14 protein-coding genes and 3 pseudogenes are annotated in these 16,351 nt (G+C 42.0%); 7 read left to right on the forward strand and 10 right to left on the reverse strand.

Going from position 1 to position 16,351, the window contains the following annotated elements:
- Position 1 precedes the first annotated feature (1 nt).
- From NSQ46_RS23435 to NSQ46_RS23455, 5 genes are all read left to right on the forward strand, one after another.
- The gene (locus NSQ46_RS23435) at positions 2 to 1,186 is read left to right on the forward strand and encodes a Ger(x)C family spore germination protein (RefSeq protein WP_342574895.1); all 1,185 of its coding nucleotides are present in this window, start codon (positions 2 to 4) and stop codon (positions 1,184 to 1,186) included.
- Complete coding sequence (locus NSQ46_RS23440; protein ID WP_342574897.1) at positions 1,183 to 2,274, forward strand: endospore germination permease; 1,092 nt, start codon at positions 1,183 to 1,185, stop codon at positions 2,272 to 2,274. Before NSQ46_RS23435 ends, NSQ46_RS23440 begins: the two co-directional genes overlap by 4 nt.
- A gap of 7 nt (positions 2,275 to 2,281) precedes the next feature.
- Positions 2,282 to 2,500, forward strand: coding sequence for a hypothetical protein (locus NSQ46_RS23445; RefSeq protein WP_007130946.1), 219 nt, complete (start codon positions 2,282 to 2,284; stop codon positions 2,498 to 2,500).
- Between the two features lie 1,023 nt (positions 2,501 to 3,523).
- Positions 3,524 to 4,192: a DUF6431 domain-containing protein gene (locus tag NSQ46_RS23450; RefSeq protein ID WP_007130948.1), complete on the forward strand. Its 669-nt coding sequence runs from the start codon at positions 3,524 to 3,526 to the stop codon at positions 4,190 to 4,192.
- A gap of 172 nt (positions 4,193 to 4,364) precedes the next feature.
- Complete coding sequence (locus NSQ46_RS23455; protein ID WP_007130949.1) at positions 4,365 to 4,625, forward strand: hypothetical protein; 261 nt, start codon at positions 4,365 to 4,367, stop codon at positions 4,623 to 4,625.
- Positions 4,626 to 5,384: 759 nt separating this feature from the next.
- Here the strand turns inward: NSQ46_RS23455 and NSQ46_RS23460 are convergent.
- From NSQ46_RS23460 to NSQ46_RS23490, 7 genes and pseudogenes are all read right to left on the reverse strand, one after another.
- Positions 5,385 to 6,244 (reverse strand): annotated as a pseudogene (locus NSQ46_RS23460) (transposase); the annotation flags it as partial.
- 220 nt (positions 6,245 to 6,464) lie between these two features.
- A pseudogene (locus tag NSQ46_RS23465) lies at positions 6,465 to 7,819 on the reverse strand (ISNCY family transposase).
- Between the two features lie 243 nt (positions 7,820 to 8,062).
- Positions 8,063 to 8,788 carry an MMPL family transporter gene (locus NSQ46_RS23470; protein WP_244152731.1) on the reverse strand — a complete coding sequence of 242 codons (726 nt, stop codon included), beginning with the start codon at positions 8,786 to 8,788 and terminating at the stop codon, positions 8,063 to 8,065.
- 16 nt (positions 8,789 to 8,804) lie between these two features.
- A complete protein-coding gene (locus NSQ46_RS23475; protein ID WP_007130954.1) occupies positions 8,805 to 10,169 on the reverse strand; it encodes an MMPL family transporter in 1,365 nt (454 codons plus the stop codon).
- A 193-nt stretch (positions 10,170 to 10,362) separates the two neighbouring features.
- Complete coding sequence (locus NSQ46_RS23480; protein WP_007130955.1) at positions 10,363 to 10,959, reverse strand: TetR/AcrR family transcriptional regulator; 597 nt, start codon at positions 10,957 to 10,959, stop codon at positions 10,363 to 10,365.
- Between the two features lie 859 nt (positions 10,960 to 11,818).
- Positions 11,819 to 12,002: pseudogene (locus NSQ46_RS23485) on the reverse strand (GrpB family protein); the annotation flags it as partial.
- A 300-nt stretch (positions 12,003 to 12,302) separates the two neighbouring features.
- Positions 12,303 to 12,896, reverse strand: a complete 594-nt coding sequence (locus NSQ46_RS23490; protein WP_007130957.1) for a TetR/AcrR family transcriptional regulator — start codon at positions 12,894 to 12,896, stop codon at positions 12,303 to 12,305.
- Between the two features lie 88 nt (positions 12,897 to 12,984).
- Here NSQ46_RS23490 and NSQ46_RS23495 point away from each other — a divergent pair, with 88 nt between their 5' ends.
- Positions 12,985 to 13,695 (forward strand): GAP family protein, encoded by a 711-nt coding sequence (locus tag NSQ46_RS23495; protein ID WP_341034370.1) that lies wholly within the window; start codon positions 12,985 to 12,987, stop codon positions 13,693 to 13,695.
- A 31-nt stretch (positions 13,696 to 13,726) separates the two neighbouring features.
- Positions 13,727 to 13,939 carry a hypothetical protein gene (locus tag NSQ46_RS23500; RefSeq protein ID WP_007130959.1) on the forward strand — a complete coding sequence of 71 codons (213 nt, stop codon included), beginning with the start codon at positions 13,727 to 13,729 and terminating at the stop codon, positions 13,937 to 13,939.
- A 91-nt stretch (positions 13,940 to 14,030) separates the two neighbouring features.
- On the opposite strand, the gene NSQ46_RS23505 is transcribed toward NSQ46_RS23500, so the two are convergent.
- The 3 genes from NSQ46_RS23505 to NSQ46_RS23515 form a co-directional block, all read right to left on the reverse strand.
- Positions 14,031 to 14,945, reverse strand: coding sequence for an NAD(P)/FAD-dependent oxidoreductase (locus tag NSQ46_RS23505; RefSeq protein WP_007130960.1), 915 nt, complete (start codon positions 14,943 to 14,945; stop codon positions 14,031 to 14,033).
- A 129-nt stretch (positions 14,946 to 15,074) separates the two neighbouring features.
- Positions 15,075 to 15,251: a metal ABC transporter permease gene (locus NSQ46_RS23510; protein WP_342574905.1), complete on the reverse strand. Its 177-nt coding sequence runs from the start codon at positions 15,249 to 15,251 to the stop codon at positions 15,075 to 15,077.
- A 190-nt stretch (positions 15,252 to 15,441) separates the two neighbouring features.
- Positions 15,442 to 16,335: a class I SAM-dependent methyltransferase gene (locus NSQ46_RS23515; RefSeq protein ID WP_007130962.1), complete on the reverse strand. Its 894-nt coding sequence runs from the start codon at positions 16,333 to 16,335 to the stop codon at positions 15,442 to 15,444.
- Positions 16,336 to 16,351 lie beyond the last annotated feature (16 nt).

The following is a 16,351-nucleotide window of genomic DNA, read 5'->3' on the forward strand; positions in this document are numbered from 1 at the left end:
CATGACCAACCGGTATGCAGCGGGTCTGTTCATCCTGATGATGTTTACCGCCCTGCTTACGGCTTGCTGGGACAGAACGGAAATGAACGAACTGGCGCTGGTCAGTATGATGGGGGTGGACAGAGATCCTGAGAGTGGAAAAATAACCGTATATTACCAGATCATCAACCCGCTCAGCGGCACTTCCGCCAAAGGTACGTCGGGAGGCGAACAAGCCCCTGTATACACTTACGAAATCAGTGGATCCTCTTTTGGAGAAATCAAATCTACGATTTACAAAATGTTGCCGCGCAAGTTATTTATGGCCCACTGCAAGGTGCTGCTCGTTTCTCGACGGGTGGCCAAACAAAACATACGCGATATTGTCAACTTTATCGAAATGCAACCTAATGGCCGTTCGTCGGTCCCGATGCTGATTGTCGACGGATCGATATCTCAGGTCATGAGAACATTAACTCCCCTGGAGCGGGTGCCGTCTGACACGATCGATTCCAGGCTCGACCTGCTGATCCGGAATTCGCTCCTAGTGGGAAAACAGATCAAGGTCAGTGATGTCATTGAACGGATGGAAAAGTCAGATACGATCGTATTACCGTTGATCACCGGAATGACAGAGGCACCTTCTTCCAACAGCGGGGAAAGGTTGGCGGATATCGACGCCAATCAAAACAACTTTATCATCCGAGGCGGGGCGGTTTTCCGTGATTATCGCATGGCGGGCAAACTGAATGATACGCAACTGGTCTGGTACCATTTGCTAAATGGCGATCGAGGTCGCCACGTGCGACAGTTTCAGGTGGAAGGAAAACAGGTATCCGTGGAATTGAGACTGGTTCGCATAAAACGTGAGGTCTTCTGGAAATCCGACCAACCTGTCGTTCGGATCCGCATGGACCTCGAACTTTCCACTGCCTATACAATCGAGTCCGTCCCGAAGTCTCGGAACGAGGTGGAGAGACTTGAAAACAGACTGAATCAGATCATAGCAGACGAGTCGCTTGCTTTCTATCAAATGATAAGGGAGCGTGGCTGGGATCTGTTAAGCATCAACGACTTGTTGCGCAAACAAACGCCAAATCATCCGGATATCGACCAAGCGGCGAAAAATGTACAAATTGAGATTCGTGCAAATACCCGGCTGCTCCGAACGGGAAGCATGAGTCAACCTTATGGAGGAACAGGATGAAGCCAATGATTTCCCGATTCCAGTTTTATCTGCTGACAATCAATTATATCCTCGGAACCACCCTTTTCGTGCTGATCGGGCGGCTGGTCGTACAGGCGGGACAGGATGCCTGGCTCATGCCCTTGTGGGCAGGAAGTTTTGGCATACTCGTCGGTCTGTTCTGGACTTTTCTTTTCCGATACTACCCGGGCAAAAGTCTGGTGCAAATCCCGCTGGAAGCTTGGGGACGTTCTCTGGGAACGCTTGTCTCCGTCTTGTATTTTCTTTATTTCTGTATTTTGGCTGGATGGGCTCTTCGAAATTTAAGCGATTTTTTAAATGGAACCATCATGCCGGAGACGCCGAAAACCGTTTTTCACGTCATGTTTTTGCTTGTCGCCTTTTACACGGTCGCTCAGGGGACGGAAGCCATCGGACGATTAAATCAAATCATCACTCCGTTTTTGTTCTTCCCGTTCTGGTTTGTTCTGTTGCTGGCAATGGTGAACTGGGATTGGGGAAGACTTCAGCCAGCTTTCCATTCCGGCCTGGGTGCCATTTTGCAATACCATCCCTTTTTGGGCTTTCCCTATATGGAAGCCATAGCGCTCACGATGCTTTTTCCGCTGGTCAAACAGGGGGCAACACGCCCCTTTTTGCTTGGGTTGATGACCGCTTCCCTTTCTCTTAGCATGACCTTGTTTATGATTATCGGTTTATTAGGAGTGGAGAGGGCGTCACAACTTACCTTTCCAGTGTATACGACCGTGCAGGAAATTTCCATCGGAGAGGTGATCGTCAACATCCATTCCATTATCTCCGTTATTTTACTGATTCTGATTTTTATCAAGCTGTTGGTACTCGTTTACGGAGCTTCCGAAACGCTGCGTCAAGTATTTCGTCCAAAAACCCGGTGGCCTCATTTTCTGGGTTTGACGATTTTGTTGTCGGCGACCGCCTTGTCCATCTATGAAAACCCGATCCAAAACGAGGAATGGGATGAAAAATATACATTCATATATGACAGTTTCTTTGTTCTACTGATCCCCTTTTTGTTGCTAGTGACAACATGGGTCAAACGCACGTTCGAGAAGCGAAAAGGAGGATGAATTGAACATGTTGATGCTTCACATCCTGCTGGCGCCTTTGATAGGTTTACCGATGTTGGGATTGCTTCGAAAGAGACTTTATCGGGATGCAGCAGTTTTTGGGGCTGTATCTGTTATTGGATACGGATTATGGATTTGTATCGTGAATCATCGTCCTTTTATCATTACGATTTTTATTGAAAGAATGATTGAAATGTTAAAATCCATTTCAACGACGATGATATAAACGTAGAATGAATTGTTTTGCGGGTTCTTCCCAGTTTAGTACCACTATGATCCGCCAATCCTTGTGACAGAACCTTAACAGGAGATATGAAGGATGACTGAAAACGAATGATTACTAGCGGCAAAATTAATGCTTATAATAAACCGTTCCTTCATACCAGCCTTGTAGCCAGATTCTAGGGTACTGATTTTGAACGGGTTGATCTCGTGCGGAATAACCATTTCATAGATTTCCCTATCAAATAATACTTCTGTCGGAGGAAAGCAAGAAGTGAAGTCACTATAATCATAATTAAATAACCAAGCATTAAACTATTTTCAAAATCTTGGTGCATTGAAAAATAAACAAAACAGACTATTAGAATACCAATTACCGTTTTTTTTATATCAGTATCTCCTCGTATAATATGTTTATAAAAAATAAATATATGTGGTAAACTTGGGCATCAGAAGATTATCATAGGTTAAATTTATCGGAGACCAAGCAATGATCAAATATCAGGGGGAGGTCGTCGGAAACGACGGCCTTTTTACTTGGTTCAAGGGTTATGCGGCAAACTGGTCTCGTAGTAGATATGCGGCATGATAGGATACCTAACTAGAGACTGCAATTTTGCATGCTTCTTGAGACAAAAAGGACGCGTAAGCTTATGCTCTTTCATTTTACTGGTGATTCCGGATACTTTACCTTAGGTTTAGGTCCTTTAGCAAACCCGGATATACTCCTTTCAATTTTCTTCTTCCCTTAATAACACAGCTCAAAACTTCTTTTCATCGGGCATTTTTTCTTGTTATTTCGCCCCCCTTCCCTCCCTCTTTTTATTTCATAGCTTTCAGAAAAGATGCTAAAGCAATATCATGTTTGTCTATTATTAAAAACGTTTGAAATCATGATATGCTGTTCGCCGCCTGATTATTTGGCGGAAAAAAACCATGGATTCGCCATTCGGTTTGGCGGAGCCAAACCGAATAAACAGCCGACAATAGCCTAATCCCTTCTGTACATTGACGGGGGATTAGGCTATTGTCGATTAAAAAGGAAAATGCTCCCGAACCTTTGGCGAGGATCCCCGGGAGCATTCACTTCATCATGTCAAAAGTACTTTATTTCGGCCTTTCTTGCAAGGCTTATTTACGCACTTTCGAGAATCAATCTCCTGACGTCCAAATCTGCTGTGACGATTGCGGCCGGCTTCTCCATAAACACGGTCGTTATTGGCGAGGCGTTGTGACGAAACACGAAGTCATCCTGATCCCCATCTACCGCTGGTACTGTCCTGCTTGTAATAAGACGATTTCCCTTCTGCCGGAATTTCTGATTCCATGGGCCCGGTATGCGACTTGGGTGCGAGAAGCGGCATTGAAGCGCAAGCGCAAGGGATTCTCTTGGCGGCAGATCGCAGAAAGCACGACAACATCTAGCGTCCGTTACAGCTTCCGTACGTTGAAACGCTGGTGGGCAAGGCATTTGCACCGCGCAGCAAATGCGGCACTTTGGGTTGCCGGGCAATTCATTGCCGGGGGAGTAGACGAAGATATGCTCCGCCTTTACCCCACCATGATGAATCCAACGCCAATGGACACACTGGATTGGCTGAACAAACTGTTATCCCGATTCATCCCCGCTGGCGCATCTAGACGGGGCTATTGGACTTTTCTAAATGCAGGGTTACCTGCAGCATCACGCTTATAAATTCCTTCAGCATCCGCCGCCAAGGAGCACGGCAAGCGAAAGTCGCCCCCAAAATCGCTTTAAAAATCGCCTGGACGGCAAGTTGCCCTCCCGATCCCACAAAATATGCGCCCTCCCTGGTTTCTAGCGTCTATGGGATACTCTCATAGACCACAGGGAGAGGAGATTTTGCATGGATGAGCAAGCAAGGCAGCAAGAGGCTAACTTCCGTTACGGCTTGATTGCGCCCCTGGTTAGCCGCAAATTGGATCCCGGAGAGCAAATGGCACTCATGCGCGAAATTGTAAGCCACGAGTATGAAACACCGTCGGGAAATGCCGATAACCTTATGCTGCAAGATCATCAGCATTTCTTATTTTCTTTACAAATCAGTCAAATGAGTAAACTCCATGTGCGTATAATAAACGCTTGTAATAGGAAAACAGACTTCTAAATCTGAATTCAAATCGCTATAAACGAAAAAAGACCGTACAACAGTCTATTTACAATTTTTATTCATGAAATAATGCGTACTAAGATCAGTTCTCTAGCTCGCGTACTGTTTCTTTTACCTAGATGCTAACCCGGTGGAAGCAAAGTTTCCAGGGCAAAAATCTACGCGGATTAGCGGTCAGACTAGCTGACGGCTATAAAAGTTTAATACCTGATTGCAGGTCCTTATATCCAGTTGAGTTATTTAACCCCTTTTTCTATGAAAGTCAAGTAATCGCACTCTATGTGATGTGTTCAGCATCCAGCACCATTATCTAAGATTTTGAGCCCTTTTCACGTATTCATAGAGTTGTTACTTTCGAAATTCAGGTTTAGCTATTTTCCTGGCTAATATTCTAAACCCACTATAAACAAAATATCCAATTAAACAACCTGTCATATTCAAAATGATATCATCAACATCAAAATAACCTAACATTGTGACAAATTGGAAACTCTCGATCCCAATTATACTGATTAAACAAATCAACAAAGTCTTAGAAAGTTTCCTGTACTTTGTAAAAATAGTAGGGATTAAGAATCCTAATGGACAGAACGTAACAATATTACCCAAAATATTTATGAAGGCAAATGGAGTCGTTTTAAAACGGAAATAACTTGAGATACTTCGAAAAGGATCTACATTGTAGTTCCAGATCCCGATACTCCTATTTTCAAGTATGGATTGTATTCTATCAATAAAACCAATAGGTTTTACTACAATGATCGCCACGCGGCGGGGCTTTTTCCAGGATGTCGCTTTGTAAATGAGCGTTATCCCTTCGATAATCCAGTCTTCATCGACAAATCGTTTCCAGTACCGGCAGGCTGCACCTGCGCCGCAAGGCGCTGCGTCCTTTTCAGCTTGCCGACGTAGCCGATGTTCTTGCCTTCCCACAGGCTATAGAACTCCTCGCCGCCGAAGCCCTTGTCGAATCGGGCATATTTCACCGAACGTCCGCCAAGGAGCTCGAACGTGTTGTCTAAGAATGAAGCAGCATCCGTAGAGGCATGCGTGTTCCCAGATCGGAGGAAGTCATTCAGGCACAGGCGAGACTACCCCTCAAATGTCAGTAGCGGGTGGTAGCTTTTGCGGCCGGGCTTGTGCGGGTTCTTTCCTTTCTCTGCGCCGACTTGATCGCCGTATACGGTTTCCGCCGTCGAATCCAGATCAAGGACAAGTTTAGACGGCAGGCAGGGCCGAATGACGGTCTGATTGAGCGTTCGCAGTTCGAACCGCAAGTTAGGACAAGATGTTCTCAATCGAATCAGTTCTTTGTACAGCAAGGTATGGTGTGGGCATCGCCCGCCAAGAAATCGCTTCAGAAGCTAGTCGCGCTATAGTTTGCGAAAATGAAAGAGCCGCTCGCAGCCGAGCATCCAACCCACGATGAGATAAAGCAGAATGCGGTAAATCGGAAAGAGAGAATTTCGTCCTTTGCCGCAAGAGATGTCACGTAACGCTTCGGAGAGCTTTATTTTCTCAAGGTATTCCAGAAAGATTTTGATGCCTCCGAAGCTGGTGGCATTCTCCAAGGAAAATTCAGTCTTGATCTTGCTGACGGGTGTGGTAGACTTCACCTAAAAGGTGCTCCTCTCTTTGGGTGATGTGTTTCAGTCAAACACCATTCTACCAAAGATTTGGATCCCTTTTCACGTTTCCACGGAGCTGTACGTTCGAAATTCAGGATTACTTTTCGTTTCTAATTAGTTACCCCTGAAAAATTCGAATTTAGAGTTCGCTCTACTCTCCTTGAAATTTTCAGGTGGACATATTTCCTTTGTATTCCATTTCTTTGCCTTATTTGATCATCTGAGCGGCTTTTCTGAGGTTATGAACCCAAATTCCCAAGCCGATCCAGGTTTTTGAGCCAACAAAGCCCCTGTACCGGCTGCGGTTTAAACCGTACCTGCGTTTCAGTAAAATGATTTTGGCTTCACCTGCAGCGCGGAAGCGTTGCAAATCTTTATACCATAACTGTTTCTCAAGTTCCGCACGTTTCTTGCTCTTCTTCCCTCAGAATGGGGTGCTGATTCGTGTTACACCCAGTTCTGCAAGGGTCGATTCATTTTTCTTGCTGCCGAAGCCGCGGTCGGTTGCCACAGCACGGGGCACCGAGCCAAATCGTTCTTTATGTTGTACCACGGCGGGAACGAGCATTTCGTCGTCCGAGGGGTTACCTTTGTATAACTCATAGCCGGTTACAAACCCATTTTCGGTTTCATCGATTCGCGCTTTGTATCCGAATTCCGCGCTCTTGGATAGCTTCCCTTTTTGATCGGGCGTGCTTCAGGATCAAAGAAGCTGACGATCCGATCTGGAATAATGCGGTTTCCGGATACCACTTGCTTGGCCTGATCGACGAGCTTTTGGGTCAAGGTAATAGCTTCACCTAACTTCTCTTTCATCGCCTTGACGGACGCCTTACCTTTATCCTTTGTAAGATTCATAACAGCTGTTGATTTCTGACATACGTCTTCCGTCATCGCAACGACTTGCTCCGTTATGGCATTGAGCTCGTCCCATGACTGTTGCGTGCGCCGGCGCAGCAACTTGGCGATCGAAAGGATGTGTTGCTTCACTTCACTGTTTTTATCCTCGAAGTTCCGGGTCGCTTCGGACGCCACTTTCCGGATCTTGCCTACCAGGCGAGTGATGACCTTTACGCCATCCTGCAGCAAGGTCGCATCGGTCGGATGATGTACATCCGATTCGACTACGGTGGTATCCGTCCGCAGCTTCCGGTGTTTGAGCACCTTCGCTTCATCCAGTTTTTGAAGCAAAAGCTCATTGAGTTGTTCGACCCATTCTTCGCCATAGCGCTGGCGCGCTTTGATCAAGGTCGTCGGATCAGGCATCTTTTCGTCAATGGGTATGCGGCAAAATCGCCGCCACGTCAGACTGTCGCCTACTTCCTGCACGAGGGATTCGTAACCGAAATTGTAGCGGCGCTTCAGATACATGAGACGCAGGAAGGTTTCAATCGCTTTGGTCGGACGGCCCCTTCGGGTGTGATGCTTCTCTAGAAAAGGCTGCATGAAACGTTCATCATCCAGCAAGGCATCTATTTTAGCCAGTTCTTCAGGCAACGACCATACGCTCTCAGAGATGATGGAATCCCACAATGTGATTTGTTCTTCACGAAGTTTCAACATTTTTCTCACCTCAAAAGGATTTTGAGGGGCAATGAAGAATTCATAAGCATAGGAATTCGGCCCCCCTTTGGATGGTTATCTGGACAATAACTAATTCCATTTTGAGGCAGTGAATTCCTTTTATTTTTGATCAAAACCCTGATTTTTTCAGGGGTAACTAATTAACAGTGAGCAACATTCAACATGCATCGCATCGGGAGTTTGTCTTCATTCTGGAAAGCTGCAGAATGCTACTTTCTTGATTTATTCTTCATTTCTTTCTTTATGCGTAATAGACTCTCCTTCTACATCTATATTAGGAAGAATTTTATCTAACCACTTCGGAATATACCAAGCTGATTTTCCCATTAGAGTCATTACAGCAGGTACTATTGTCATTCTGACAATAAACGCATCGAAGAATACTCCAAAGGCTAGTGCCATTCCAATTGATTTAATCATCGCATCAGGATTCATCATAAATCCGAGAAATACTGCCATCATAATAAGAGCTGCAGCAGTTACTACTCTACCGCTGTCTCTCATTCCATATAAAATAGCTTTACGACTATCTCCAGTATGCATATAACTCTCTCTCATTTTACTAACTAAGAATATTTCATAGTCCATAGCTAGTCCAAACAATATCCCTATTGTAATAACAGGTAAAAAGGCTAATATTGGAGATTCCGATGGAAATCCAAAGAAATTAATGAAATGCCCATCTTGAACAACAAATACCATAAATCCTAATGTTGCTCCTAATGAAAGTAAGAATCCAACTACTGCTTTCAACGGTACTAATAGTGATCTAAAGACCATTACTAAGAGTATATAAGCAAGACCAATTATTAAGGATGCAAATAATGGTAAAGCATCATTCAATTGCTGTGATATGTCAATGTTCATAGCCGTGCTACCTGTTACCATTAATGCAATATCATGTTCTTTTTCTGTTTCTTTAGATTTGTCTCTAATAAGATTTACCAAATCCTTTGTTTCTATATCATCCGGTCCGGATTTCTGGTGTAATTTGAATCATAAAAATTTCTCCGGAAGGTCCAGGTATAAGTGGTGATACAGATTTAATATCTTTTAAATCACTAATTTCTTTCACTATTTCTCCAATAACTTGAGGTGTTTCCTCTGTTACTTTACTAACTTTTGCAGCAACAACTAATTGTGCATTAAAGCCTTCTCCATACCCTTCCGTTAGTAAATCATATGCTCTTCTTTCCGTCATTTCCGTTGATTTAGCTGTTCCATCAGATGGTAGCCCCAAATTCATATGGAAGAAAGGAATTGTAAGAATTGCAAGGAATGCAATGGATACTAGCGATATAATGATAGGATGTTTAGTAACCAATCTCCCCCATCTATTAGCTTTTTCTTCGTCTGTTCTATTCTGACCATTGATTTTTTGCCAAAATCTACTTTCCTTTGCAGGCGACAATTGGTGGCCTATCATACCTAAAATTGCTGGTAAAGTAATAATCGAAATAAGCACGGCTGCCAGTATACTAATAGCGGCTGAAACACCCATAAGGGTTAAGAATGGAATTTGAGCTACAGATAAACCCAATAGTCCAATAATAACAGTCAAACCTGCAAATACTACAGCACTTCCAGATGTTCCTATGGCTATTGAAATTGAATTGTTGATGGCATGTCCCTTTGCCAATTCTTGTCTGAATCGTGTAATAATAAATAGTGAGTAGTCAATACCTACCGCTAAACCCAACATAGCTGCTAGAATTATAGAAATAGAATTCAAATCAATAAAGTAGGCACCAATCATAATACCTAATAAGCTAATTCCTAAACCTAATACCGCTATAAGAATTGGTAAGCCTGCTGCAATAAATGAACCAAAAGTAATTGCTAATACAATAAATGCAACCACTACTCCAATTACTTCATAAATTCCTTCAAACTGTATGCTAGAGAAGGTAATATCTCCTCCCATTATTTCTGTCTGAATACCTGCATCTCTTGTTATTTCAATACTATCCAAAATGTATTCTTTCGATTTTTCTGACACTTTGTCAGCTTCTAACGCAAACGTAACTTGTGCGTAACCAATTGTTTTATCTTCATTTAAGTTGTTCAGCTCTATCGGTGATTGAACACTTGCTACTTTCGAATCTTTACTTATTTCATTAAGTACTTCCGTAATTTTGCTTTGGACATCCTCTGATTCCAACGTTCTATTATCTGGTGCTTTAAATACGATGTTTACAGTTGATTGTTCGGAAGTACCTGCAAATTCTCCTTTAATCAAATTGGCTGCTTTTTCCGCAGGTGTATTGGGAATAGTTAGTTCTCCATGAAAAGATGGTTTTAAACTCAGTACTAATACTGCTAATATCATCAAAATTCCTACAGTGCCAAAAAGTACCGCTTTTTTTATGTGTTGCTGACCAATTTCCTAATTTATAAAGATACTTTGCCAATGTAATCTCCTCCTGTATTTCCTGTCTGTATATGTGCTAAAACAACCAAATTGATAAAATAAACACCATGAACGATTGTTCATTTTTGTTTCAAAAAAATATCCACATTATTTAAATGTGAGACATTTCTTTAAATCGGCTTTCAGTACCGTGAAATGAGAAAAACATCAACTGGTCAATGAGGATGCTAATTTTTTCCCCATCTTCTTGAGTCTTTAAAATGGTATATAATCCTTCTACAAAGTTTGTTGATAGGACATAGAAAATAAATGGTTCTTTCACAATGCTTTTATCTTCAAAACGAGAGAATATTTCTTTTTGAATAATATTATGAAGAACATCCACGACCTCGTTTTTAAAGTTCTCATATTTAGATCCCTTACTCTTACCGAAAAGAATTAAGACTTCTTTACTGTTTCCTGTAAAAATGTCCAAAATCCTATTTTTAATTTCAATCAATTTTTCATTAGGGTTAACATCAGCAACAATAATTTTATTGATCGTAGCAAACAAATCGCTATAAACCGATTCTACTACAGAATTAAACAAATCCTCCTTATTCCTAAAATATTTATACACTGTACCTAATGCAGTATCTGCGTTACTGGCTATATTTCTAACGGATGCACTTAAATAACCCTTCTCTTTAAATTCATCCAATGCAGCTATTAAGATTCGTTTTTTAATTTCCTCTTTTAAATATTGCATTCGTGAACCTCTGTTCATTTTTGAATAATATATATTTTATCATGCATAAATCTACTTGTAAACCAATTTAATTAATTGAGTTTCCGCAAAAATGGATGGCATGTAATTACGGAGGTGTGTATCTTAAGAAAATCCCCCAAAACAGAGATGAAGAGTGGGAAATATTACCTGAAAACAGCAAAAAACCTCCCTTTGATTGGTATAATTTAAGTACCGCCAAAATTAATCTAAACAAAAATGTAAATTATTAGGGTTTTTTAACATGTTCCATTCCACCACAGATGTGTATGTAACAAAACGGGAAACGATACATTTTGCAAAAGACCTGGTATCCGAATCTGGTCAAGTCGAATCCAAATTTATTACCCAAACCATTTACTGTCTGTTGAAGTCCAAAAGTGTGATTCTTAGAAATATCGCAGTCGCCTTGAATGAATTCATTCAGGTAAAGAATACAATTGATCGATTAAGTCAGAATCTGCAACGACCGTCTCCGTCGCTCACCACCCGCTATGCGAAATAAATGGTGAATGCACTTGATGAGGACGCGTTAATTCTGGAGGACGACTCCGATGTGATCAAACCGTATGGTCGAGCATTCGAAGCGTTGGGGCAGGTCAGAGACAGCTCGAATAAAGATTACAAGATTGAAAAGGGTTATTCGGTCACGGAAATAGTCGGTTTGACGCCCCGCAGAAGCAACCCGTCAACCTCTTCTCTCGGATCCATTCTTCCACAGAGAAGGGATTCAAATCAACAAACGAAGTGCTGTTAGAGGGACTCCGTCACGTCATCGGCCATTTGAAAAAGTAGGCTACATTTGTTTTTGACGGGTGTACCCTTCTTCCTCAAAGTCGGAAACGTAGGCCGTTTCGTCAGCTGAATTCTCTACTACCAGCAACATATCGATGATTGGCTTGGCCCGGCACCGAAGTATATCCAACATGCTCTAATTGCAGAACCTTGTTGCCAAGTATTGAACGAATTCGTTCGGCCTCTTGCTCGAAACGTTTCTGAAGCCTTTCCTCACTGGCAGATGCCATTGTCGAATGGTCACGATACGGTGTCAAATATTCCACACCGCTTTCTTTCAGATAAGATATGGAATCGCAGAACTCTCTAATATACCACAAGCGTATATGTAAGCCAAAGCATATACCTTGCCCTCGACCCTTTAAACGGCGTCAGCAGCTATTGGTTCGCTTAACTCGATACTCGTTGGAAGACTTTTAGAAAAAGACAAAAAACTTTTTGACTCCTTCGGCTTTTATAGTGGGACCTGCTTCTTTTCATTGTCGATTTCTTCAACAAGGTTTATTTCGAATCAAATGTTAACTTAATATTTATTGGTTGCAAAGTTCTTTTAAGTGGTGAGTAATAATTTGTTCCGTTTTTTCAATGGTGAATATATCCGGTCTTAATAGAGCATGTATGGATAAACCTTCAATGACTGCAGAAAGCCTTAATTTTTCTAATTCAATATCTATGTCTTTTTTTACATAGCCTGCCTTTATCAAGATTTCAAGCAGTGCCTTCATTAAAATGTATTCTCCTTCGATGAGTTCATCTTTTTTCGTGTTCAAAGCTGCACTTGTAAGTGAACGAATGACGAAAACCAGCCATACGCCAGCTTCAGCTTGTTTATCCCGATCTACAGGAACCAATTCTAACAACGTTTCCTGTACCGCAATGAAAGGGTCTTGTGACCATGATTTATTCTTCGACCGTTCTTTCCCGCGAGCAAGAAAATAATCCATGATAAATAATAGTAACTCATCCTGGTTTGAGAAATAATGTCTCAATGCTCCGGCAGACATTCCAGCCTCAGATGCGATTCTGCGGATAGATGCTTTTTCAATACCTTCGGTTTCAATAATTTTCCAAGCCGTTTCAGCGATGAGCTTTCTTTTGTGATCATGATCAACAATTTTCGGCACTTCAAATCACCTCTTGTTTTATTTAACACACTGTGTTATTATTATTTTATCACAGTGCGCGAAATAAATAAATAAGGAGGATGTTTAGGTGATTGAAATCATTGAATCATTAATTCCTGCCAACATAGATTTCACAACAGCACTCCTCATTATTGTGCTCTGTGCTGTCATTGATATTTTAAGCCCCGGGGTATTGGCGATTACAGCTTATATCCTTCTCATACAAAAAGAAAAAACAGCATCGCGATTGATCGTTTTTTTATTTTCGACACAATTTTGCTATTTTATAATGGGTATCTTGGTTTATCTCGGAGTTGGGCCGATTCTTGGTATTATAGAAAGCATGGCGAACAATCAAATTTCAAGTTGGTTTTATACGATACTTGGAGTCGCCTTTGTACTCATTAGTTTTTATAAGCCTAAAAAAGGGATGGAATCCCGATTTTTGGAATGGTTACCTACGCAAGTGTCTATAAGAGGGATGATCATACTCGGTATTATTGTCTTTGCGATTGAGTTTACCACAGCTTTACCGTATTTTTACTCGATATTACTAATGGATGGTTTAGCGTTTCATACGGGTTTGTCCATTGGCATTTTACTTGGCTATAACGCGATTATGGTACTTCCTTCAATCTTACTATTGATCGTGTTTATACTATGTAAAAACTGGATAATGAATCAGCTTGAACAACTGCGATCAAAATTAGTAAAAGCTCCGTTGTCTTCTGTATTAGTCGGAGTGGCAGTTATTGGGGCGATTTTATTCAATATTGGCATCAGGGGAGTTCTATCTTGATATTCGTTATGTAAAAAGGAGATGTAGCGTTATGAAAGAGATTGCAAGCGGTGCAAGTTTACTTCTATTGCTTCAGGGAGTTGGAGGTATCATAAATCGATTGGCAGGCGGGGGACCAGGTTGGTTTCTCGTCAATTACATCGATGCATTGCAAGGATATGAAATAATAGCCAGTATAATTTTAGTGATATTGGGAGCAATTATTGGTGTGGGTTCTCTTAAAATAAAGGATAAAGTTGACTAACCTATTATGTCTTGATCCTCACCCTTGAAGTTTATTCTATGAGCATGATACTTGGGTGAGGAAGGCTCGTAAAGTGTTCATGGTTATTCAATCAAACGTTGCTCTTCCGCCATTCTTCTTGATTTAATTCCCCGTTTATTGCAGCTGCGGATACAGCACCTGAAGCAGCTGCAACAATAGATTGGTGTAAGTGTGTAGTTGCATCCCCTGCTGCATAAACACCAGGTACACTAGTTTTTCCAAACTCATCGACTTCAATGATTCCAGTATCCAACATCCGGCAACCAAGGGCAACTGGCAAATCCGATCCAAGTTCCAATTCCGGCTTGAAGAAAATCCCTGTGCACGAAATTTCCGTCCCATCCTCAAGCTTGATATGGCTTACCATGCCTTGATTTGATTGGATTAAATGTATTGGTGCATTAAATACCGGGATATTATGTGCGCGCAATTCTTCACGTTCTGCTTCACTCAATTCATCGGGACCATTTGTACAAACTACTAACTGCTTCGACCATCCAGAAAGCAATGGGACAAAATGCATTAATGTCGCTCCTCTGTTTATGACAACTAATTGCTGATCCCTTAGTTCCCAGCCATCACAATACGGGCATACAAACGCACTCTTACCATAGACCTCTGCCAACCCTGGTATGCCAAGATCACGATCCTTCATTCCGATAGCAAACAGCAGTTTACTAGCGGCTATCTTCACCCCCGAAACAGTTTCCAACAAAAATTGTCCATCTTCCCCTTCTATCAACCTGACGATATCTTCCAGATGTGAAACCGATGGATAAGTGCGAAGCTGTTCTTTCGCAATTTTTCGAAAGTCATGTGGGCTAATGCCATCACGTGTTAAAAAGCCATGAGCCTCTCTAGTCACTGCATTACGCGGTTGGCCCTCATCAATAATCAATGTCTTCTTTCTAGCACGTCCTAGTACAAGTCCAGCACTTAAACCTGCAGGACCTCCTCCAATAATAACAACATCAACTTCCTTCATGATTAACTCCCTCCCACTTCGTTTAACTTTCCATACGAGATGTGATTACTCAGTATAATGCATGGGCTTATTTTCAAAATGGCAAATCTACGGCGTAAACTCGATTTGTCATTTTCTGCATATTTCATTCTAGACTTGACTTTTATTAAATAGTCTATCCAATTTCAAGTAATCTAACATGTACTTTGCAAGTGTTATGACTGAAAAAATCAACATTAAAATTAATGTGATGGAAGCGCCGGGTGGTGTACCCAATTCATAAGAAGCGACTAAACCACTTAACATGCCAACAAGCGCAATGACCATTCCATTTAATATGATAAGTGTTGTTTTTCAAAGGCAAATACAATCAAAGTACACGCCTCTTTCTTCATCCGCCTGAATATCATGCCCATCTGGATCAAAAATTCCCGCACTTCCGGAACCGCCATTGTTTCGTACAACGCGTCCCTTATGCGGGAACTCATCTGATGTAGGCGCTTTGGTTGATTCATCCTCATGAATAAGTAAACATGCTTTGCTCTTCTAACTGAATGAGCACTTTGCCGAAGCGCCCTCCTTGTTTGATTGGGATCGTTTTTCCAGGATAAGTTTGATCCAGATAATCTTCAATGATGGCCTGCGTATTCTCATCTACTGGATAATTGTAAAAGTTAAGCCAATGTAAAACCTCTTGAATGGCTTCCGCACGAGACACAACCCTGGCTTTCATTTCTCGTGTGACGAGTGAATGAAAGGCGTACCCTTTTAGATAAAGCAGCTGTAGCAAATACATCATCTCGGAGTTTTGATGCTTGTTGTATGAATGGTTTAACAGCGGTAATATTTCAAGGGTGAGGCTGTGTTCTTTAGGACCTGCCGCTAGGCTGATATAACAAAATTTTCGAGCGCAGCTGATCACTTTCTCCACCATCTCCCAGTCTGTGATCGCCGGGCACATTGACACAAAGACAAAATCAAAAGCTTGGTTCCAGCCTAATGTCTTCGTATCCATATCTTCAAAGGCTGCGCGCACGATCTTTACCTTACCGTCGGCCCATTTTTGATTGTTGTGCTCCAATAGTTCTGTGAACGGAAGCGACGGCTCAACGGCGGTCACATCTGCTCCTCTTTGCGCAAAGGGAATAGAAAATATTCCAGAGGCCGCTCCGATGTCGAGGACAGAGGCGCCATTAAAATTTACGCCTTGATTTTCCAACCAGCCGATAATACGTGCTGACCGTCTTCTTCCTTCATCGTTGAACGATTGCTCATTGTAGTTTTGGGCCGCGATGGCGCCAAAAGTGAATCTCGGCTCGATCCCTGCTGATTTCATCAAGTTTACACCTGTCGTTTGGTCGTCCTTCCAAGCTTGTTCCCAAGCAGCTTCGTTGCGTAAGATTTCGATCATCTAGGTAAACACCTCA

Origin of the sequence: Paenibacillus sp. FSL M8-0142 (assembly GCF_038597315.1) — a bacterium.
GTDB classification, from domain to species: Bacteria; Bacillota; Bacilli; order Paenibacillales; family Paenibacillaceae; genus Paenibacillus_AQ; species Paenibacillus_AQ lactis.

Excerpts from the sequence above, each read along its gene's own strand:
- NSQ46_RS23435 (WP_342574895.1), top strand. The coding sequence starts at position 2 with ATGACCAACCGGTATGCAGCGGGTCTGTTCATCCTGATGATGTTTACC.
- NSQ46_RS23440 (WP_342574897.1), top strand. The coding sequence starts at position 1,183 with ATGAAGCCAATGATTTCCCGATTCCAGTTTTATCTGCTGACAATCAAT.
- NSQ46_RS23445 (WP_007130946.1), top strand. The coding sequence starts at position 2,282 with ATGTTGATGCTTCACATCCTGCTGGCGCCTTTGATAGGTTTACCGATG.
- NSQ46_RS23455 (WP_007130949.1), top strand. The coding sequence starts at position 4,365 with ATGGATGAGCAAGCAAGGCAGCAAGAGGCTAACTTCCGTTACGGCTTG.
- NSQ46_RS23475 (WP_007130954.1), bottom strand. The coding sequence starts at position 10,169 with ATGATATTAGCAGTATTAGTACTGAGTTTAAAACCATCTTTTCATGGA.
- NSQ46_RS23480 (WP_007130955.1), bottom strand. The coding sequence starts at position 10,959 with ATGCAATATTTAAAAGAGGAAATTAAAAAACGAATCTTAATAGCTGCA.
- NSQ46_RS23500 (WP_007130959.1), top strand. The coding sequence starts at position 13,727 with ATGAAAGAGATTGCAAGCGGTGCAAGTTTACTTCTATTGCTTCAGGGA.
- NSQ46_RS23505 (WP_007130960.1), bottom strand. The coding sequence starts at position 14,945 with ATGAAGGAAGTTGATGTTGTTATTATTGGAGGAGGTCCTGCAGGTTTA.
- NSQ46_RS23510 (WP_342574905.1), bottom strand. The coding sequence starts at position 15,251 with ATGGTCATTGCGCTTGTTGGCATGTTAAGTGGTTTAGTCGCTTCTTAT.
- NSQ46_RS23515 (WP_007130962.1), bottom strand. The coding sequence starts at position 16,335 with ATGATCGAAATCTTACGCAACGAAGCTGCTTGGGAACAAGCTTGGAAG.